Source organism: Streptomyces sp. W16, assembly GCF_033194735.1.
In the GTDB taxonomy this organism is placed as follows: domain Bacteria; phylum Actinomycetota; class Actinomycetes; order Streptomycetales; family Streptomycetaceae; genus Streptomyces.
Map to the genome: position 1 here is coordinate 1 of NZ_JAWOAI010000157.1, position 19,246 is coordinate 19,246.

The following is a 19,246-nucleotide window of genomic DNA, read 5'->3' on the forward strand; positions in this document are numbered from 1 at the left end:
GCCGGAGCGCTCGGGGCTCGCGGCGGCGAGCAGGCGCGCGAGGGAGCCGAAGCGGTAGCGGTGGCCGCCGAGGGTCGAGGTGTACGTACTCATGGCGGCGACCGTACGAGGCGCGTGTTGCCCCCAGATTTCGCCAGATTTCTAAAGGTCTGGTTGACAAACATTTAACGCGCCGAAACCCTTGCCGGACTCATTCGGCCGACAGAGTTCCGCACCGTAGGACCACCCGAGCAGCAGGAGAGGAGCCATCCCGATGGCAGTGGACGAAGGAGTCGCCCCCGCGGCGAACACAAGCGAGGACGGCGCCGTTCACCGGCTCAAGCCCAACGCCATCGGCCTGCTGGGCGTGGTCTTCATGGCCGTCGCGACCGCCGCCCCGATCACCGCGATGACCGGCAACGTGCCCTTCATGGTCTCGTCCGGCAACGGCATAGGCGCCCCGGCGAGCTACCTCGTCGCAATGGTCGTCCTGGCAATCTTTTCGGTCGGCTTCACCTCGATGGCCAAGCACATCACCTCGACGGGCGCCTTCTACGGCTTCATCTCCTACGGCCTCGGCCGCACCGTGGGACTCGCGTCGGGCCTCCTCGCCACCTTCGCGTACATGGTGTTCGAGCCGGCGCTGATCGGCATCTTCTCGACCTTCGCCACCGGAACCTTCAAGGACCAGACGGGACTTGACATCCCGTGGTGGGTCTTCGCGATCGTGATGCTGGCCGTCAACGCGACGGGCACGTGGTTCGGTGTCTCGGTCGCGGAGAAGCTGCTCGTCGTACTCCTCGGCACGGAGGTGACCGTCCTCGCCGCGATGGCGATCTCGGTCGCCCTGCACGGCGGCGGCCCGCACGGCTTCACCTTCGGCCCGGTCAACCCGGTCAACGCCTTCAAGGGAACGTCCGCCGGCCTCGGCCTCTTCTTCGCCTTCTGGTCCTGGGTCGGCTTCGAGTCCACGGCCATGTACGGCGAGGAGTCCCGCGACCCGAAGAAGATCATCCCCAAGGCGACGATGATCTCGGTCCTCGGCGTCGGCGTCTTCTACGTCTTCGTCTCCTGGATGGCCATCATCGGCAACGGCGAGACGGCGGCCGTGAAGGTCGCCTCGTCTGCGAACCCGCTCGCCCTCTTCTTCAACCCCACCGAGCACTACGTCGGCCACTGGGCGGTCGACCTCATGCAGTGGCTGATGATCACCGGCTCGCTCGCCTGCGGCATGGCCTTCCACAACTGCGCCAGCCGCTACATGTACGCGCTGGGCCGTGAAGGCGTCCTCCCCTCCCTCAAGAACACCATCGGCCGCACCCACGCCAAGCACGGCTCCCCGCACATCGCGGGCTTCGTACAGACCGTGATCAGCGCCGTTCTGATCCTCGCGTTCTGGGCCACGAGCAAGGACCCGGCCAACGCCCTCTACGTCCTGCTCGCCATCCTCGGCACGATGGCGATCCTGGTCGTACAGGCGGTGTGCTCGTTCGCCGTGCTGGCCTACTTCCGCACCCACCACCCCGAGAGCCGCCACTGGTTCAAGACCTTCACCGCCCCGCTCCTCGGCGGCATCGCGATGCTCGCGGTGGTGCTGCTCCTGGTCTCCAACATGAGCGTCGCGGCGGGCTCGGAGTCCGGCTCCCTGGTCCTGAAGGCAACCCCGTGGCTGGTGGCACTGGTAGCGGCGACGGGCATCGGCTACGCCCAGTACCTGAAGCGCCGGGCGCCTGAGCGGTACGCGCTGCTGGGCCGCACGGTGCTCGAAGAAACCAAGGAGCGCTGAAGCGCCTTCAGCTTTTAGGGGCGCGGGGAACTGCGCGACCAGCCCACCACCGGGCCGCAGATGAGCACAAACCTGCGGGAGCGCCGTGGCCGGTCACACAGTTCCCCGCGCCCCTTCAGGATGCGTTGCCGAACCGCTCCTCGCGATACACCTGCCAGCGCTCCATCATCGCCGCGATCTCCCCGTCGACGAACTCGAAAAAGGCCAGGGTCTCAGCCATACGCAGCCCCGCCGGAGTGTCCGCACCAAGGCTCGCAACCCCCTCGCGCAGGGCGACTTCCCACCGCTTGAGGACAGCCTCGCGGTTGGTGAGCGCCTCGTACCACTGGTTGCCCTGAACCCGATACCGCTCGCGCCGCGACCCGGGCTCCCGCTCGCGCGACACCATGTGCGTCTGCGCCAGGTACCGCACCGCCCCGGAAACCCCCGCCGGGCTGATCCGCAGCTGCTCGCCCAGCTCGGCCGAGGTCATCGCACCGTCGTCGGAGGACAGGAGCGCGACGAAGACCCGGGCCGGCATCCGCTGCATCCCGGCCTCCACGAGCTGCGCCGCGAAACTCTCCACGAACTTCGAGACCGCTTCCTGGTCCCGCTCCGCGTCATCCGTCATGGCACCACCCTATCCGGGCTTCATACGCTTCCTTAACTTCACAAATTTCTGAAAGAAGCGTACGTTCTGAACCATGACGAAGGCAATCACCGTCTCCGGACTGCACAAGTCGTTCGGCAGGACACATGCCCTCACCGGCCTCGACCTGGACGTCGAGACCGGCGAGGTGCACGGCTTCCTCGGCCCCAACGGCTCCGGCAAGTCCACGACGATCCGCGTCCTGCTCGGCCTGCTGCACGCCGACTCGGGCGCCGCCCAGCTCCTGGGCCGCGACCCGTGGACCGACGCGGTCGAACTGCACCGCCGGGTCGCCTATGTCCCCGGCGACGTCACCCTCTGGCGCAACCTCTCCGGCGGCGAAGTCATCGATCTCTACGGCAAGTTGCGCGGCGGCCTCGACAAGACCCGCCGCGCCGACCTGATCGACCGCTTCGAACTCGACCCCACCAAGAAGGGCCGCACGTACTCCAAGGGCAACCGCCAGAAGGTCGCGCTCGTCGCCGCGTTCGCCTCGGACGTCGACCTGCTGATCCTGGACGAACCGACCTCGGGCCTCGACCCGCTGATGGAGGAGGTCTTCCAGCGCTGCGTGGAGGAGGAGCGCGACCGGGGCCGGACGATCCTGCTCTCCTCCCACATCCTCAGCGAGGTCGAGGAGTTGTGCGACCGGGTGAGCATCATCCGCCAGGGCCGCACGGTGGAGAGCGGTTCGCTGTCCGACCTGCGCCACCTGACCCGCACCAGCGTGACGGCCGAACTCACCGGCGCACCCAACGGGTTGGCGTCCCTGCCCGGCGTGCACGACCTCGACGTACAGGGCCATCGCGTCCGCCTCCAGGTAGAGACAGACCAACTCAACGCCGTACTACGGTCGTTGAGCGACTCGGGCGTACGGTCACTGACCTCGAAGCCACCGACGCTGGAGGAACTGTTCCTGCGCCACTACCAGGAGCAGGAGGCGGAGGCGGAATGACGGCCACCACGTTCCCCGCACGCACCGGCACCGGACCCGCCGGCAACGCCTCGCGCCAACTGGCAGGCACGGGCGCCCTGTTGAGGTTCAACCTTCGCCGCGACCGCGTGGTGATCCCGGCCTGGGTGGCGGTGACGGGCCTGCTGGTGCTGTCACTCCCCGGCTCACTGCGCAGCGTCTACTCCACCCCCGCCGAACGCGCCGACATCGCCCGCCAGATGCTCACCAACAGTTCACTGCGCGCCACCTACGGCCCGGTGTTCAGCGACTCCCTGGGCGGCCTCACCGCATGGCGCATCGGCGGCTACGCCGCGATCCTCGCCGGAGTCATGAGCCTGGTGGTCGTCGTACGGCACACGCGGGACGAGGAGGAGAGCGGCCGCCAGGAACTGATCTCCTCCGCGATGGTGGGCCGCCGCGCCCCGCTGACGGCGGCCCTGCTGACGGCGTTCGTCGCCAACTCCGCGCTGGCACTGCTGATCACGGGCGGAATGGCCGGGCAGGGAACGGCGGGATCCCTGGCGCTCGGCCTGGGCATCGGCGGAGTGGGCATGGTGTTCGCGACGCTGGCGGCGATCGTCGCGCAGTTCACGGACAGCGGGAGACTGGCGAAGGGCCTGACCGGTGGCCTGGTGGGAGCGGCGTTCGTACTCCGCGCGGTAGGCGACTCCACCACCAACGACGGTTCCTCGCCCGCGACTTGGCTCTCACCGATCGGCTGGCTGGAGAACCTGCGCCCGTTCGCGTCCGAACGCTGGTGGGTACTGGCCCTGTTCGCGGCGGCGACACTCCTGCAAGGCTTCGTGGCCTACGAGTTGGCAGGCCGCCGGGACGTCGGCATGAGCTTCCTGCCCGCACGCCCCGGACCCGCCCACGGCCGCCTCGGCACAGCGGGCGCACTCGCCTGGCGCCTCCAGCGAGGCAGCGTCCTGGGCTGGAGCCTGGGCTTCTTCGCGGCCGGGGTGGCCTTCGGCGGCATCACGAAGGGCGCGGCGGACCTGGTCGGGGACAACGCCAGGACCCGCGAGATCATCGAGCGGATGGGCGGCCAGTCCGGCATCGAGGACGCGTTCCTGGCCACGATGGTCGGCATGTTCGGCATGCTGGCCGCGCTGTACGCGGTCTCGTCGGTCCTACGGCTGCACAGCGAGGAAACCGGCGGGCGCGCCGAACCGATCCTGTCGAACGCGGTGGGCCGCCTGCGCTGGGCGGCCGGCCACCTGGCGATCGCCTTCGCGGGCGCGGCCCTGATCATGCTCCTGAGCGGCCTGGGCCTCACCCTGGGCTACGGCGCCGAACCGGGCCCGATCCTGGCCGCCACCCTGGTCCAACTCCCGGCGATCTGGACCCTGGGCGCCCTGGCGGTCCTCCTCCACGGCCTCTCCCCACGCCTGTCCCCACTGTCCTGGGGAGCGTCCGGACTGGCCCTCCTCCTCGGCTGGATCGGCCCGGCGCTGAACCTCCCCCAGGCGGTCCTGGACATCTCCCCCTTCGGCCACTTGCCGAAGCTGCCGGGGGGCGACATGGCCTGGGGACCGGTGGTAGCCCTCACGGGGATCGCGGTGGTGCTGACGGGAGTGGGGTTGGCAGGGTTGAGGAGGCGTGACCTGAGCACGTGAAAGGGGCAGTCGGGCGTTGGCGGTCAGGCGGTCGCGGTCCCGCGTCGTCCGTCAGGCGTCGGCGAGCGCCGCGCCGATCTTCTGGATCATGGCCGTCTCGGCAGGCCCGGGGCCGCCCTTGTGGGCGCGGGACGCGGCGTCCGTGATCGTGGTGATCGTGTCGCGGAAGTTGGTCACCTCGCCGGGTGCCTTCGCCTTGAGGAGGGTCACCGAGTCGGCCAGCGCGGCGAAGACGCGGTCGGCGAGGTCGGCGGTCGAACCGCCGCCCAGGTCCAGGCCCTTGGCCTTCTCGGCCAGGACCCGGCCGACCAGGCCGGTCGCGGAGGAGAGGGCCTTGCCGCCGGCCATCCCGGAGCGGGTGGAGGAGATCGGGCCGGGGTCGGCCGCTGCCATCAGGGAGACGACACCGTGCGCGGCGGTCTGGAGGGTGAGCTTCTCGTCGGGGGTGAGAGTGGGGGTGGTGTTCTCGGTGTTCTTGGACATGAAGGAGTCTCTTTCGTTTCCGTAAGTTGGCGTGAACTGCCACAGGGTCATGGCCAGTTGGTGGTGGGTGGAGGTCAGAGGGCCGGCTCGGCCTGGTTGCCGACCGCCTTGCGGGGCAGGGCCAGGCACAGCACCGCGCACAGCAGATACGCGCCGATGGCCCACGGCCCCGCGTGGACGATCGCGTCGGTGAGGCCCCTGTCGGCGTGGGAGAAGAACGCGTTGCCGATGACGGCGACCCCGAGCGCCCCACCGAACTGCTGGGCCGTGGACAGGATTCCGGACGCGCCGCCCGCCAACTCGCCCGGCACGGTGCTCAGGATGGTGTTGACCAGCGGGATGATCAGGAAGATCAGACCGACCCCGGCCAGGAACAGTCCCGGGACCAACGGCCAGGCACCGGTGTGCACTTGGGCCGCGTCCTGGGCCGTGTGCCGGACCCAGAACAGACCGCCCGCCATCACCAGCGCGCCCAGGATCAGCACACCGCGGCCGAACTTGGCGACCAGCGGGTCGACCGCGGGCGCGGACAGGATCGAGCCCGCGCTGAAGGCGACCATCAGCAGACCGGCACCGGTCGGGGTGTAGCCCTGCCCGGACTGCAGCCAGACGGTGAAGACCAGGAAGAAGCCTGACATGCCGCCGTAGAAGAGGAGTTGGACCAGCAGGCCGGCGCTGAAGGCGGGCTTGCGGAACAGGCCCGGGGGGAGGAGTGGGTGTTCGATGCCGCGTTGCTTCTCCGAGACGGTCAGGGCGACGATCGCGGCGACACCGGCGGCCAGGCAGAGCCAGCCCCACAGCGGCCAGCCGTTGGAACGGCCCTGGACCAGCGGCAGCACGATCGCGACCAGGCCCGCGGCGAGCACGAGGTTGCCGAGCACGTCGATACGGCCGCTGAAGGCGTGGTCCTTCGAGGCGGGGATCCACTTGGCGCCGAGGACCAGGACGAGGACGGCCAGCGGGAGGTTGATGACGAAGATCGTGCGCCAGCCCCAGCCGAACAGGTCCCAGTCGGTCAGTACACCGCCAAGCAGCACGCCCACGGCCGTGGAGATGCCGGCGATCGCGCCGTACAGGGCGAACGCCTTGCCGCGCTCCTCGCCGTCGAACATCGTGCGGAACGAGGCGAGGATCTGCGGCATGATCACGGCCGCGGCCACGCCCTGGAGGCCGCGCGAGGCAACCAGCACTCCGGCCGAGCCGGCGAGCGCGCTGGCCAGACTCGTCAGCGCGAACGCGGTGACACCGAGCATGAACAGCTTCTTGCGGCCGTAGCGGTCGCCCAGGTGCCCGGCGATGATCAGCGTGGCGGCGAAGCCCAACATGTAGGCGGACACGGTCCATTGGAGGTCGGCGGGGGTGGCCTTCAGCCCCTTGCCGATGGAGGGCAGCGCGGTGTTCACGATCGATCCGTCGATCATGTCGAGCAGCGCCGCGAGGATCATCACGAACGCCGCGGCCCATCGTTTGGGATAGGGCACCGGTGCCCCGCCGTCGTCAGCGGCTACGTTCGTGGTGTTGGTCGTGTGGGACGTGCGGGACGACATAGCTTGAACTCCAGTCTCGCTTGACTTTCATACATCTTGGCTTTCAAGTTAATAGCCGATAGTTACGATGCTGGGAGATATCTCGAATGTCAAGCGGAACGGAGCCGGGTGTGGGCGGGGACTCGGGCTCGGTCGAGGCGCGGCTCGGCGCCGTGGTGCAGCGCTACCAGGCCGCCGTCGACGACTTCGACCGCGAGCTGGCCCGCCTGATGGGTGTCAACGAGACCGATCTGCGCTGTCTGGAGATCCTGCTCTCGGTGGACGAGGCCACCCCGCGCGAGCTGAGCCGACAGCTGGGACTGACCACCGGGAGCGTCACCACGATGCTCGACCGGCTGGAGAAACTCGCCTACCTCACCCGCACCCCGCACCCCGGCGACCGGCGCAAGACCCTGATCCGCGTCACCCCCGAGGCCGCGCAGCGCGCCTTCGGCCTCATCGGCCCGTTCCTCGACGAGGCCGGCCGGGAGGTACGCGAGCGCTACACCGCCGACCAGCTGGAACTGATCACCGACTACCTGACCTTCACCCGCGACCTCCAGCACCGCCACGTCGAACGCCTGAGGCAGATGCCGGCCCCCCACCCGCCCCGGACCGGCGGACGCCAGTCGCAGGGACCGCGGGGCGGCGGGGCCGGATAGCGGCGCGGGCCGTCAGAGCGTGACGCTCAACCCCTCCAGCCCCCGGATGACGAAGTTCGGCTTGCGGACCGGGTCCGCCGCCAGGGTGAGTGTCGGGGCCCGTTCCAGCAACGCCCGCATCGAGGCCGCCAGTTCGATACGGGCCAGGGGTGCGCCGATGCAGTAGTGGATGCCCGCGCTGAAGCTGATGTGCGGGTTGTCGGTGCGGGTGAGGTCCAGGTGGTCCGGGGACGCGAAGACCGCCGGGTCATGGTTCGCGGAGCCGAACAGCATCGCGATCTCCGCGCCCCTCGGGATCACCGTACCGTCGATCTCGATCTCGTCCAGCACCCACCGCTCGAAGAGCTGGAGCGGGGTGTCGTAGCGCATCAACTCCTCGACGGCGGACGGGATCAGGGAGTGGTCCGCGCGCAGGGCGGCCAGCTGGTCGAGGTTGCGGAACAGCGCCCACCAGCCGTTGACCGTGGCGTTCACCGTCGCCTCGTGGCCCGCGTTCAGCAGAAGTACGGCTGTGGAGATCAGCTCCTGTTCGGTGAGGCGGTCGTCGTCCTCGTCGTGGGCCGCGATCATGCCTGAGATGAGGTCGTCGCCCGGACTCTTGCGGCGGGCCGCGATCAACTCGCGTAGATACGAAGAGAATTCGTTCGACGCGCGGACTGCCTTCGCCGCCGTGTCCTCGGACGGGCTCAGTTCGTACATCCCGCAGATGTCCGCCGACCAGGGGCGCAGCGGGGCGCGATCCGACTCCGGGATGCCGAGCATCTCGGCGATCACCGCGACGGGGAGGGGTTCGGCCACGTCCGTGAGCAGGTCGCCGCCGCCTGCAGCCGCCAGGCGGTCCACCAGTTCGCCGGCCAACTGGCTGACGTACGGCTTCAGTTGCTCGACCGTGCGGGGGGTGAACGCCTTCGAGACCAGTCGCCGGATGCGGGTGTGGTCCGGGGGCTCCAGGTCGAGCATGCCGTGGTCGTTGAGGGTGTGGAAGGGCTCGTGCTCGGGCGGGGGCGCCGTACGGCCGAAGTCCTCGTGGGTGAAGCGGTGTTGGTAGGTGCGGCCGAGGCGGCGGTCGCGGAGCAGCGCCGAGACGTCCGCGTGGCGCGGGATCAGCCACTGGTCGGTGGGCTCGTAGTAGGTGACCCGGCCCCGGTCGCGCAGTTCGGCGTAGGCGGGGTACGGGTCGTCGACGAACGCGGGGTCCCAGGGGTCAAAGGCTGCCATGCACGGACGCTAGCCCGACAGCACCCGGTCTGACCAGGGGCGACCTCAGTGATCCCGGTGACCCGGGAGGCCGCGGGACCGCCGGTCGCCGCCGCGTATTTCTGCTCCAGTAGCTTCCGCCCGGCGCGGTAGCTTGCCAACGCCGTCCGGGATCACCGGATGCCGCACAGGAGAGCAGAGCAACCGGAGAGTCGACCATGCCCCGAGAAGCGCCCTGTCTGGCAGTCGCCGAGGCGCTGCGCGCACGGATCCTCGCGGGAGAGTGGGAGATCGGGGAGCGCCTGCCGTCACGGGATCATCGCCCGCCGGCCCGGGTAATGGGGGAGGAGGCGCGAAAGTGTGACACTTGGCGCTGAAGTGTCCCACTTCTGCGGGGAGGTTCCCCTCTGGCGGGCACTGGCAGAGAGCCGCACCGCTCAAGTTCGAAGACCCACGCTGTCACCAAGAACGCCAGGCCGGTCGTTCACCCGACCGGCGGGGTCGATTCACCGCAGAGACGATCACTGTGCCGGCCACCCTTGATGTGCTCGACGAGGGCGGTGAAGGCGGGGGTGGGGAAGGAGAGGGTGGCACGGGTGGGCAACTTGGAGTCGCGGACGGCTGTGCGGGTGGGGAGCTCCGCTATCTCGACGCAGGTGTCGCCGTCGCCGCCACTGGAGTACGTCGACTTTCGCCAGTTCATTACAGTTCCTTAGCCAGCCGGTGAATGAAGTCCCGCGACGCCACCGGGTCCAGTGACGCGCTCCTCACCTTATGGAACAGCGTGCGGAGCTTTTCCAGCTGGGCCCCCGCATCGGAGAAGCCGACACCGGTCGGCGAGTCGCGCAACCCGGTGTCCAACCGGGGCACGGGACCACCCAGATACATCATCGAGGCTCCAGCACCCGCGAAACCCACGAAATCGACGGGGATGACCCGTACAACGGCGTGCCCCTTCTCGATCTCCTCCAGGATGAAGCCAAGTTGAGCGAGTGACACCCGGCGATCCGACACTTGGACACGCAGGGCGAACTCGTGGATGACCGTCTCGTACGGGGTGGGGTTGTCGCCTTCGATGACGACGCGCCGGTTCAGCCGATGTTCAACACGTAGGGCCACCTCGTTCGCGGGAAGCTCAGGGCTCATGTACGAGTAGACAGCGCGAGCGTAGTCGGAGGTCTGAAGCAGCCCGGGAACGAGCATGATCACGACCTCGCGAAGGAACGTTGCGTGATGCTCGGCCTCGGCGGTGTCGAGGAACTGCGGCGGTAGCACTCCCCGGTACTCCTCCCACCAGCCACGTGTGCGATCGGTCGCCATCGCCACGAGTGCGTCGATCAACTCCGTGTCCGTGCAGGCGTAATGAGCCGCGAGGCGCCTCACCCGCTCCTCGCTGGCACCGGCGAAGCCCAGTTCCACCTGGCTTATCTGGGCCGACGTGGAATTCAGCAGCGCGGCCACTTCACGCGCCCTCAGTCCCGCAGCCTCCCGTAGCCGACGCAACTCGGTGCCCAGCCGAACTTGCCTCGCAGTGGCGTGACTCCTCGGCGCCATGCACGCTCCTCAACAACCTTGCCCTGATGCCTCGTTCGGTCGACAGACTACGCCAACCGGTTGCACGAGGAATAATTATTGGTCTACCTTCAGTGACGCGACGCACACCCTGCGAAACCCCGGGGTACCGGAAGCGCACCGCTCCGCCCTGCCACGACGGCTGCGGCACTGCCACCGGCCCCGAACGCCAACTCCCCACCCCACAAATGGAGTTCACCCATGCCCGAAAGTGCCGCCTGGGAGTACACACTCCAGATCCCCAACGACCCCCGCGCCGTCACGATCAGTCGCCGCACCCTCCGCCTGATCCTCACGATGCACGGCCTGATCACCCTCGTCGACACCGCCGAGCTCCTCGCCACGGAGCTGATCGCCAACGCCGTACGGCACACCGACGGCCCCGCCGCCCTACGCGTCCGCTGTTCCGTCGGCGTACTACGCATCGGCGCATGGGACGCGAACCCCGAACCACCCGAGCCACCCCAGGCGTGGGACCAGCTCACCACCGCCGAGGACGGCCGCGGCCTCGCCCTGGTCCGTGCCTGCGCCGACCAATGGGGCTGGCAACCGCAGTCCAGGAACGGCAACCGCGGCAAGTACGTCTGGTGCGAACTGGGCGCAGCGTGAGAGGGACCGTACGGAATCGTCCGGGTACCGTGAAAGCGACACCGCGAAAGGGAGCCGCCGCCATGACCACCCGACCGGCAGAGTCCGGCCGGCCCCACCTCCCCTCCATGCGCACCATCGGGGAGCTCCGTGCCGCCCTCACCATGGGCTACGGCTTCACCGGCGACGCAGACGACTTCGAGGCCGAGCCGGCCCGCGAGATCAACCATGCCGACCCGGCGGACCTCTCCGGCGTCGTCCGCCTCGTCGAGGAGTTCCGCGGCCGAGTCATCGCGCGCCAGGACCCCTCCTTCGACTCAGCCGTCGCCGCGGCCGTCGCCGAAATCCGCTCGGCTCGGGAAAACGATCGGTGAACGACGACCAGCAGCCGACCGTCGCCGAGATCACCCGTGAGGCCCACGCTCGGTGCCTCGCCCATGGGCGACGGAGCACTTGAGGCTGTCGAGACCTTGCGAGCCGAGCTGGAGAAGAACCCGGCACTCGGTCGGAGAGCACAAAGCGCCGTCGGTGGCATGAAGATCTACACGACGCGCATCGAAGGCACGGGCCTCCGCCCCACACTCACCGTCACCTACGTCTACGACGCCCCTCCTCCCGAACCCGGCCTGATCCGCATCGCCCCGGTGTCACCCGTACGTTCCGCCGGTGGGGGCAACGAGTTCTGAACGCACGGCGGTTCGCGCGCATCATGGCCAATCCCGGCCAGGGACCGGCTCGTTCGGGTGGACTATCGCGAACCCCCGGCAGGCCGCGAACGTCATCGGTACCGTCCCGGACATTCGCGCACAAGGGGTGCGCCTGCGGCCGGAGGATCACGGGGGGTTCGATTGTCGGGCGGGATCGGCCCGCTGAGGGTGTCGGTGTCGCCGGGGCGCACGGTGTCCGGTTTTTCCAGTCTGTCGATCGCGGTGATCGCGAGCATGTTCAAACTGATGTGGTGGATGTTGTACGCCGGGTACTGGATGCTTCGGATCGTGTATTGGGAGGCGCCACGGGCCGGGTATCGGTGGTGGCAGCGTCGGCAGGCCGAGGGCGCTGTCACTGGTGGCACATAGCCTGCGGCCAATCCATCAGCGCCTGCTGACTGCGTGCGCCGAATCCCCCGATGCCTCGCCCGGAACAGCGTCTGCGGCGAAGCATCATCCGCTTCCGAGGGGGCCCGGCTCCTCGACAACCGTGATCTTCCCGGTGGCGACAAGATCAGCGGGGAGCTTCTCAGGCCGTCCCCTGAAAGCCAGATCAGAATCGAGGTAAATTTACGACTTTTAGGCGTATTGCCAGAAGGGAGTTCAGACTTGGACGCAATACCCGCCAGTCGGGAGGCGTCATGATCCGTGTCGGACTGCGACTCCCCGGACCGTTCCACATCAGCGGCGGCCCCATCATCGCCCTCTTCGTGATGCTGACCTACGTGGGCATGATCATGCTCTGGATAGCGATCGCCGCCGCGGTGTACATCGGCCTCGGCCTCGGCCTCGCTTACGCCGTGACTTCCGGACACACCGCCTGGCGGAAGCGCCACCCAAGGTCGCAAGTCCGCCCTTAACCTCGAAGAAGCCAGAGAACTTGCCGTGCGGGCCGACCTCCCGGCACTCGTACAGACCGATCCCAGGTAGCAGCCAGCCGTAAGGCTGCTCACGGCCACGGTCGAGAAACGTGCGCGCGTACACGTACTCCTCTTTCGTGCCACGGATCTTGGCCACCCAGCCGCCAAGGGCGTCGCAGATGAGGCGTTGCGGAGTGATGGACACCCCGGGGAACACCGCGGCGGGGTACGGGTCGGACACGAACGCCGGGTCCCAGGGGTCGAAGACGAGGTCGTCAGCAGCTGCCATGGACGGACGCCGACCGTTGGACGGGCCTGCTGACCAGGGGTGTCGTGGGTGTTGACCGTGGCCGCGTGGGCTTGTGGTGAGCGTTGCGGGGCCGGTGCCCTGTCCCCGCCCGCTCGCAGCCCGGATCACCCCGGTCTCACCAACCGCGCCTCGTACGCGAACACCGCCGCCTGTGTACGGTCCCGCAGCCCCAACTTCACCAGGACGCGGCTGACATGGGTCTTGATCGTCGACTCGGCGACCACCAGCCGCTCGGCGATCTCCACGTTCGACAACCCCTGGGCGATGAGGACCAGCACCTCCGTCTCCCGCTCGGTCAGATCTCCGTACGCCGCCTGCTGCGCGGTCGGCATCAGGCGGGGCGACTCGGACAGCTTCGAGAACTCCGTGATCAGCCGCCTGGTCACGGAGGGCGCGAGCAGCGCCTCGCCGGCCGCCACCACCCGTACCCCGTCGGCGAGTTGGCGTGCCGAGGCGTCCTTGAGCAGGAAGCCGGAGGCTCCCGCGCGCAGCGCCTGGTACACGTACTCGTCGAGGTCGAAGGTGGTGAGCACCAGCACCTTCGCCGCGCCGTCCGCCGCGACGATCTCCCGGGTCGCCTCGATGCCGTTCATCTCGGGCATCCGGATGTCCATCAGGACGACGTCCGGGGCCAGTTCACGCACCCGGTCGACCGCGTCCCGTCCGTTCACCGCCTCGCCGACGACCTCGATGTCCGGCATCGCGCCCAACAGGACCGAGAAGCCCTCGCGCACCATCATCTGATCGTCCGCGATCAGCACTCGGATCGTCATGCCTCACCTTCGCTCGCACTCGGAACCGGCAGGAACACCGTCACCTCATAGCCGCCGCCGTCCGCCGGGGCCGCCGTCATCTCGCCGTTCAGCATGGAGACCCGCTCCCGCATCCCCGTGATGCCGTGGCCCGCGCCGGGCGAGGGCTTCACTAGACTCGGTTCGGGCATCGGGCCGTTGACTATCCGCAGGCCCAGCCCGCCCAGCACATAACCGATCTCGACACGGGCGCTCGCGCCGGGCGCGTGCCGCAGGGTGTTGCTCAACGCCTCCTGCACTATCCGGTACGCCGACAGCTCGACGCCCTGCGGGAGTTCACGCACCGCCCCCGTCACCGCCTTGTCGACGCTCAGGCCGGCGTCGCGCACATTGGCGAGCAGCGCGTCCATGTCGGCGAGGGTGGGCTGCGGGGCGTCCGGCGCCTCGTAGTCCTCCGCGCGCACCACGCCCAGGACGCGGCGCAGTTCGGTCAGGGCCGCCACCGCGTTCTCCCGGATCGTGACGAAGGCGCGCTCCAGCTCCGGCGGCGGATTCTCCACCCGGTAGGGAGCGGCCTCCGCCTGGATGGCGACCACCGACATGTGGTGGGCCACCACGTCGTGCAGCTCACGGGCGATCGTCGTGCGCTCCTCCAGGAGGGTGCGCCGGGACCGCTCGTGCGCCGTCACCGTCTGCTGCGCGGTCACCTCCTGCCGAGCCTCGCGACGTATCTGCCAGACCGCGACGCCGAGCAGGACCACTGCGGAGAGGAACAGCATCTGCGCGCTGTTGGAGCCGAAGGCGTGGCCGCCGGCGGAGGTGGTGGCGCCGATGCCGTAGACCGCCGTCAGCGCCCACATCCAGGCGGCCGTGCGCGGCCGGGTGCGTATCGCCACGATCGCGAGCACGGACAGGTGGCAGACGAAGCTGCCGGTCCGCCACGGCCACTCGTCGTCGAACCCGGTCGCCAGGGCGGTGGCGACCGGGGTCGCGGCCATGGACAGCCAGAACGCGCCGACCGGCCGCACCATGGTCAGCAGCACCGGCACCAGGGCGAGCAGGCCGAGGATCAGGTTGCTGCCCGCGCCGCGGGCCTCGTCGTTCGTCGCGACGAACATCGCGAGCAGGCCGACCGCGGTGATCAGGACGTGCGGGCTCCAGGCGGCGTACTCCCGCGCCCGGCCCCTGAGGCGCCGGGTCAGCGGGCCGTCAGCGGTGGAGCGGGGCAACGGGCGGTAGGCGAAGGCGTCGTGGAACAGGTCCTGCCGCAGTCCGCGCAGGGCGTCCGCGGCAAGCCTGAACTCCGGGCTGCGCGGCTTTGCCCCGCCCGCCGGCGGCATGTGCTGGGTCGTCTCGGTCACATTCAAAACGGTAGGCGGAGCCGTCCGTGGCCGTCGTCACCTGTGAGAAGGGTCTTCGCCCGTCCGTCTCAGGTACTACGGGTATCCCCCGCGGGCCCGGTCCCGGCGGCTTCAGCGGCCCCCGCCCGGCCGCACCAGCCCCGACTCGTACGCGAACACCGCCGCCTGCGTACGGTCCCGCAGCCCCAACTTCACCAGGATGCGGCCGACATGGGTCTTCACGGTCTGTTCGGCGACGACCAGGTGCTCGGCGATCTCCGCGTTGGACAGGCCCTGCGCGATCAGCGCGAGCACCTCCGTCTCGCGTTCGGTGAGGTCGCCGACGCGTGACTTGAGGGGGCTGCGCGGTGTCCCGTTCAGCCGAGAGAACTCGGCGATCAGACGGCGGGTGACACCCGGCGCGAGCAGTGCGTCACCGGCCGCCACCACCCGTACCGCCTCGGCCAGTTGCTCCGCGGACGCGTCTTTCAGGAGGAATCCGGAGGCACCGGCGCGCAGCGCCTCGTACACGTACTCGTCGAGGTCGAAGGTGGTGAGCACCAGGACCCTTATCTGCGGGGTCGCCTCCGTGATGCGGCGGGTGGCCTCGATGCCGCCGAGTTCGGGCATGCGGATGTCCATGAGGACGACGTCCGGGGCGAGTTCGGCGACCTTGGCCACCGCGTCCAGGCCGTCGACCGCCTGGCCGACCACCTCTATGCCGGGCTGGGCGTTCAGCAGCACGGTGAAGCCCTGGCGGACCATCTGCTGGTCGTCGGCGATGAGTACACGGATGGTGCCGCTCGTCATGGGGTCTCGTCTCCTGTCGGGAAGATGATCTCGGGGGCGGCGGATGCGGATGTGCCGGGATCGGCGGGTCCGTCGGGGGCATCGGGGGCATCGGGTCCGTCCGGTCCGTCGGGTAGTGCGACGCCGTCCCTGGGCAGGAACGCGACGACCGCGAAGCCGCCCTGGAACGTTCTCGCCGCGGTCAGGTGTCCGCCGAGCATCGCCGCCCGCTCCCGCATACCGAGCAGGCCGTGCCCGGCGCCCGGGGAGGGCGGGGCGGCCTGCTGCGGGCGGGAGTTGGTGACGAACAGCCGCAGTCCGTCGGGGCCGTGGGCGACCTCGACGGCGACGGTGGAACCGGGGGCGTGCCGCAGCGCGTTGCTCAGGGCCTCCTGGACGATCCGGTACGCCGACAGCTCCACGCCGGGTGCCAGCGGGCGCACCTCGCCCCTGACGTCGCCGCGCACATCGAGACCGGCGGCCCTGGTGTTCTCGATCAGGGCGTCCAGGCGGTCGAGGGTGGGCTGCGGGGAGTCGGGGGCGGCACCGGTGCCGGGGGCGGCCAGGGCGTACGGGTCCTCCGGGTAGTCCGGGTTCTCCGAACGGAGCACGCCGAGGACCCGGCGCAGTTCGGTGAGCGCTTCGAGGGCGTTCTGTCTGATGCCGGCGAGGTTCTCCAGGAGTTCCTCCGACGGATTCTCCACCAGGTGGGGTGCGACCTGGGCCTGGATGGAGATCACCGACATGTGGTGGGCGACCACGTCGTGCAGCTCGCGGGCGATACGGCTGCGCTCCTCCAGGAGGGTGCGACGGTTCCGCTCCTCGGCCGTGATCGTGACCTGCTCGACGAGTTGCGTACGGGCCTCGCTGCGACCGCGCAGGGCGGTGCCGATGAGGACGGCCACCGCGCAGACCACGACCGCGGACACGCCCGTCGAGGAGTAGCTCTGGGCGCCGAGCACACCCTGGATGACGAACGTGGTCAGGCCGGTCACGGCAAGCGCCGCGAGAGCTCTGCGGGTGGGCACACGCAGGGCCACGAGCAGGAGGACGGCGGCCTGGACGACGACTTCGGTGGTGCTCCAGGGCCAGTCGGGGCCGGGGCCGACGCCGGGGGTCGGGACTTGCCCCAGGGCGGGGCGGGGATCCATGGCGGCACGCGCGGCCAACGCGGTGACGGCCGTCGCGGTGAGGGACAGGGCCCAGGCGGGGACGGGCCGACGCAGGGCGAGGACCAGGGCGACGCCCTGCCCGAAGCCCGCCAACAAGCTCTGGGGCACGCCCAGTTGGTACTCGCTCATCATCTCGTCCATGCCGGACAGGGAGAGGCCGAGAGCGGCGAGGGAGACGAGGGCGTACGTGACGTGACGCAGCCGGCGGTGTCCGGGGAACAGGATGGGTGCGGTGTGCGGGGGTCCGGTACCGTCGGCGGCTGCGTTCACCCGGTCAACCCTAGGCACGGTGAGGGGTCTTGGCTGCCGGGTGGGGCGGGCGGGTGTGGGCGCGCACGACCCGCGAGCGACGTGACGAACGGCGTGACGGGCGGCGCCCCGGACCCTGTTCGTACCCCCGGAACGCCGCCCAGCAGACCGTCAGCGCCAGCGCGAACACCGGGAGCCAGGCCAGCCGGGCCGCCACCCAGGTCAGGTCGTCGGGGCGGGTGTGCAGGCCGGGCAGACGGCCGGCGGGCAGGGTCGCGGCCGTCGTGGCCATCAGGGCCGTCTGGTGCCAGAGGAAGACCGTCATCGCCGAGAGGTTGACCAGGGCCACCGCCGACCAGGCGAGCGGCCGGCGCAGCGCGCGGCGCAACCTGTCCCGGAGCAGCAGGGCCAGACCGCACTGGGCCAGGCCGAAGGTGACGGCGGCCAGGGTCGGCGGATCCAGGTTGGAGATCGTGGTGCCGGGGACGCCGACCATCGACGCGGGGTAGCCCGCCCACAGGACGAGTGCCGCCGTCGCCGCCGTACCGCCGGCCAGGAGGACCCAGCCCGCCCGGGCCCGGTCCAACTCGCCGCGGGTCCAGGCCGCGCCGAGGGTGTAGGGCACGAGCCAGCCCGCCGCCACATTGACCCAGCCGAGCCAGGACGGGCCGCCCAGCCCGAAACGGATCAGGTCCACGTGCAGTACGACGGCCAGCGGCCACAGCGGGTTGAGCCGGGTCAGCAGCGGAGTGGCCGCCGTCAGGCCCGCGAACACGACCAGGAACCACATCGGTGACAACGCCAGCTTGACCAGCGCGCGGACCGTGTCGAAGTCCGTGCCGGACAGGAGCAGCGCGCCGGCCGTCACCGTCCACACGACGAGGACCGCGGCGACCGGTGTGAACAGCCGGGACAGCCGGGCGGCCAGCCATTGACCGTACGACGTGCCCCGGGCGCGTGCGGAGGCGTAACCCCGGGTCGCCACATGGCCGCCGACCAGGAAGAACACCGCCAGCGTCTGGAACACCCAGGAGATGGGCGCCAGCCACGGCATGTCCCGCAGCGGGCTCGCCGTGTGCAGAGTGCCGCTGTCCGAGACCAGGGCCGTCACCAGCCAGTGGCCCAGGACGACACCGAGGATCGCGAAGGCACGCAGCGCGTCCACGGCACGGTCCCGGTCGGGCGGGGTCGCGGCGTCGAGGCGTACGGCGGTCTGGCGCAGGGACCGTGCTCCACTCCGGGTCTGTTCACGCATGGGTCACCTTCTTGGTCTCGCCGAGGACGATCCGGGCGAGGTTGGCCAGGGAGGCCGTGCCCGGTGAGAAGTAGTCGCTGTGGCCGCCGTCTCCGGCCGCGAAGACGTGGGCGCCGAACTCCGGGGACACCGGGTCGGTACCGAAGCCGACGGTCGTGCCGAACAGGTCGGCGCTGACGTGCGGGACGTCCCCCACCCAGTCGTCGGCGCCGCGCGCCGCCCAGACGCGGGCCGAAGTACCCAGTCCCGCGGCGGAGTCGGCGCCCGTGCCGGGGCTGCCGAGGAGGGCGAGGTCGGACACGTCCAGGCCGGCGGCGGCCCGGCCGCAGACGACCGTGCCGTACGAGTGGCACAGCAGCGCGATCCGCGCCGTGCGGCCGGTGATGCCGTGCAGCTGCCGTATGAACTCCCGTAGATACGGGGCCGCTTGGTCGGCTCTGCCCGCGGTCAGCACTGTGGTGCTCACCGTGCCCGGGGTGCGGTAGCCGAGCCAGGACACCACCGCGGTACGGGAGTTCGGGGCGTCGTGGGTCAGTTGGCGGCGGAGGTTCAGCGCGGTGGCGCGGAAGCGGTCGTAGGTGTCGAGCGAGGTGTCCGAGCCCGGGACCAGGACGGCTATGCGGTCGGCGTGGGCCAGGTCGCCGAGGACCTCCGTGGCCAGGCCCGGGCCACGGCCGTCGAAGGTGAGGAGCTGACGGGCCGGGTCGGCCATGGCACGGTCCGCGGCGGCGCGACGCTCGTCACCGTCGGCGGCGGCCATGCGGGACGCCTCGGCGGCGTTGGCGCCGTTCGCCGCGTACGTCTCGTCCAACGTGGA

The 19,246-nt window shown here is 69.8% G+C and carries 20 protein-coding genes; 8 read left to right on the plus strand and 12 right to left on the minus strand.

Annotated features, from left to right (window positions below):
- Positions 1-253 precede the first annotated feature (253 nt).
- A complete protein-coding gene (locus R6V09_RS21755) occupies positions 254-1,765 on the plus strand; it encodes an APC family permease (RefSeq protein WP_317883096.1) in 1,512 nt (503 codons plus the stop codon).
- Positions 1,766-1,880: 115 nt separating this feature from the next.
- On the opposite strand, the gene R6V09_RS21760 is transcribed toward R6V09_RS21755, so the two are convergent.
- Positions 1,881-2,375, minus strand: coding sequence for a GbsR/MarR family transcriptional regulator (locus R6V09_RS21760; RefSeq protein ID WP_317883097.1), 495 nt, complete (start codon positions 2,373-2,375; stop codon positions 1,881-1,883).
- Positions 2,376-2,448: 73 nt separating this feature from the next.
- Here R6V09_RS21760 and R6V09_RS21765 point away from each other — a divergent pair, with 73 nt between their 5' ends.
- A complete protein-coding gene (locus tag R6V09_RS21765) occupies positions 2,449-3,348 on the plus strand; it encodes an ABC transporter ATP-binding protein (RefSeq protein WP_317883098.1) in 900 nt (299 codons plus the stop codon).
- Positions 3,345-4,967 carry an ABC transporter permease gene (locus tag R6V09_RS21770; protein ID WP_317883099.1) on the plus strand — a complete coding sequence of 541 codons (1,623 nt, stop codon included), beginning with the start codon at positions 3,345-3,347 and terminating at the stop codon, positions 4,965-4,967. Before R6V09_RS21765 ends, R6V09_RS21770 begins: the two co-directional genes overlap by 4 nt.
- A gap of 51 nt (positions 4,968-5,018) precedes the next feature.
- Here the strand turns inward: R6V09_RS21770 and R6V09_RS21775 are convergent, their stop codons facing one another.
- Both R6V09_RS21775 and R6V09_RS21780 read right to left on the minus strand, forming a co-directional pair.
- Positions 5,019-5,450 carry a hypothetical protein gene (locus R6V09_RS21775; protein WP_317883100.1) on the minus strand — a complete coding sequence of 144 codons (432 nt, stop codon included), beginning with the start codon at positions 5,448-5,450 and terminating at the stop codon, positions 5,019-5,021.
- A 74-nt stretch (positions 5,451-5,524) separates the two neighbouring features.
- Complete coding sequence (locus R6V09_RS21780; RefSeq protein WP_317883101.1) at positions 5,525-6,997, minus strand: MFS transporter; 1,473 nt, start codon at positions 6,995-6,997, stop codon at positions 5,525-5,527.
- Between the two features lie 86 nt (positions 6,998-7,083).
- Between R6V09_RS21780 and R6V09_RS21785 the strand changes: the two genes are divergently transcribed.
- Positions 7,084-7,638 carry a MarR family winged helix-turn-helix transcriptional regulator gene (locus R6V09_RS21785; protein WP_317883102.1) on the plus strand — a complete coding sequence of 185 codons (555 nt, stop codon included), beginning with the start codon at positions 7,084-7,086 and terminating at the stop codon, positions 7,636-7,638.
- A 12-nt stretch (positions 7,639-7,650) separates the two neighbouring features.
- On the opposite strand, the gene R6V09_RS21790 is transcribed toward R6V09_RS21785, so the two are convergent.
- The 3 genes from R6V09_RS21790 to R6V09_RS21800 form a co-directional block, all read right to left on the minus strand.
- Positions 7,651-8,856 (minus strand): cytochrome P450, encoded by a 1,206-nt coding sequence (locus R6V09_RS21790; protein WP_317883103.1) that lies wholly within the window; start codon positions 8,854-8,856, stop codon positions 7,651-7,653.
- 463 nt (positions 8,857-9,319) lie between these two features.
- Positions 9,320-9,538 (minus strand): DUF397 domain-containing protein, encoded by a 219-nt coding sequence (locus R6V09_RS21795; RefSeq protein ID WP_317883104.1) that lies wholly within the window; start codon positions 9,536-9,538, stop codon positions 9,320-9,322.
- Entirely contained in the window at positions 9,538-10,389 is an 852-nt protein-coding gene (locus R6V09_RS21800; RefSeq protein WP_317883105.1) for a helix-turn-helix domain-containing protein, read from the minus strand. Before R6V09_RS21800 ends, R6V09_RS21795 begins: the two co-directional genes overlap by 1 nt.
- 219 nt (positions 10,390-10,608) lie before the next feature.
- On the opposite strand from R6V09_RS21800, the gene R6V09_RS21805 reads away from it, so the two are divergent.
- The 4 genes from R6V09_RS21805 to R6V09_RS21820 all read left to right on the plus strand — a co-directional run bounded on the left by R6V09_RS21805 (position 10,609) and on the right by R6V09_RS21820 (position 12,562).
- Positions 10,609-11,016: an ATP-binding protein gene (locus tag R6V09_RS21805; RefSeq protein WP_317883106.1), complete on the plus strand. Its 408-nt coding sequence runs from the start codon at positions 10,609-10,611 to the stop codon at positions 11,014-11,016.
- Positions 11,017-11,078: 62 nt separating this feature from the next.
- A complete protein-coding gene (locus R6V09_RS21810; protein ID WP_317883107.1) occupies positions 11,079-11,369 on the plus strand; it encodes a hypothetical protein in 291 nt (96 codons plus the stop codon).
- A 159-nt stretch (positions 11,370-11,528) separates the two neighbouring features.
- Positions 11,529-11,681, plus strand: a complete 153-nt coding sequence (locus R6V09_RS21815; protein WP_317883108.1) for a hypothetical protein — start codon at positions 11,529-11,531, stop codon at positions 11,679-11,681.
- Between the two features lie 662 nt (positions 11,682-12,343).
- Positions 12,344-12,562, plus strand: a complete 219-nt coding sequence (locus R6V09_RS21820) for a hypothetical protein (protein WP_317883109.1) — start codon at positions 12,344-12,346, stop codon at positions 12,560-12,562.
- A gap of 414 nt (positions 12,563-12,976) precedes the next feature.
- Here R6V09_RS21820 and R6V09_RS21825 read toward each other — a convergent pair whose 3' ends face one another.
- The 6 genes from R6V09_RS21825 to R6V09_RS21850 form a co-directional block, all read right to left on the minus strand.
- Positions 12,977-13,645, minus strand: coding sequence for a response regulator transcription factor (locus R6V09_RS21825; protein ID WP_317883110.1), 669 nt, complete (start codon positions 13,643-13,645; stop codon positions 12,977-12,979).
- Positions 13,642-14,985 (minus strand): sensor histidine kinase, encoded by a 1,344-nt coding sequence (locus R6V09_RS21830; RefSeq protein ID WP_317883111.1) that lies wholly within the window; start codon positions 14,983-14,985, stop codon positions 13,642-13,644. Before R6V09_RS21830 ends, R6V09_RS21825 begins: the two co-directional genes overlap by 4 nt.
- A 111-nt stretch (positions 14,986-15,096) precedes the next feature.
- Complete coding sequence (locus R6V09_RS21835; RefSeq protein ID WP_317883112.1) at positions 15,097-15,774, minus strand: response regulator transcription factor; 678 nt, start codon at positions 15,772-15,774, stop codon at positions 15,097-15,099.
- Entirely contained in the window at positions 15,771-17,195 is a 1,425-nt protein-coding gene (locus tag R6V09_RS21840) for a sensor histidine kinase (RefSeq protein ID WP_317883113.1), read from the minus strand. Before R6V09_RS21840 ends, R6V09_RS21835 begins: the two co-directional genes overlap by 4 nt.
- Positions 17,196-17,205: 10 nt before the next feature.
- A complete protein-coding gene (locus R6V09_RS21845; protein ID WP_317883114.1) occupies positions 17,206-18,429 on the minus strand; it encodes an acyltransferase family protein in 1,224 nt (407 codons plus the stop codon).
- Positions 18,422-19,246, minus strand: an 825-nt coding sequence (locus R6V09_RS21850) for an alpha/beta hydrolase (RefSeq protein ID WP_317883115.1), incomplete at its 5' end; no start/stop codon positions are given. The genes R6V09_RS21845 and R6V09_RS21850, both read right to left, overlap by 8 nt.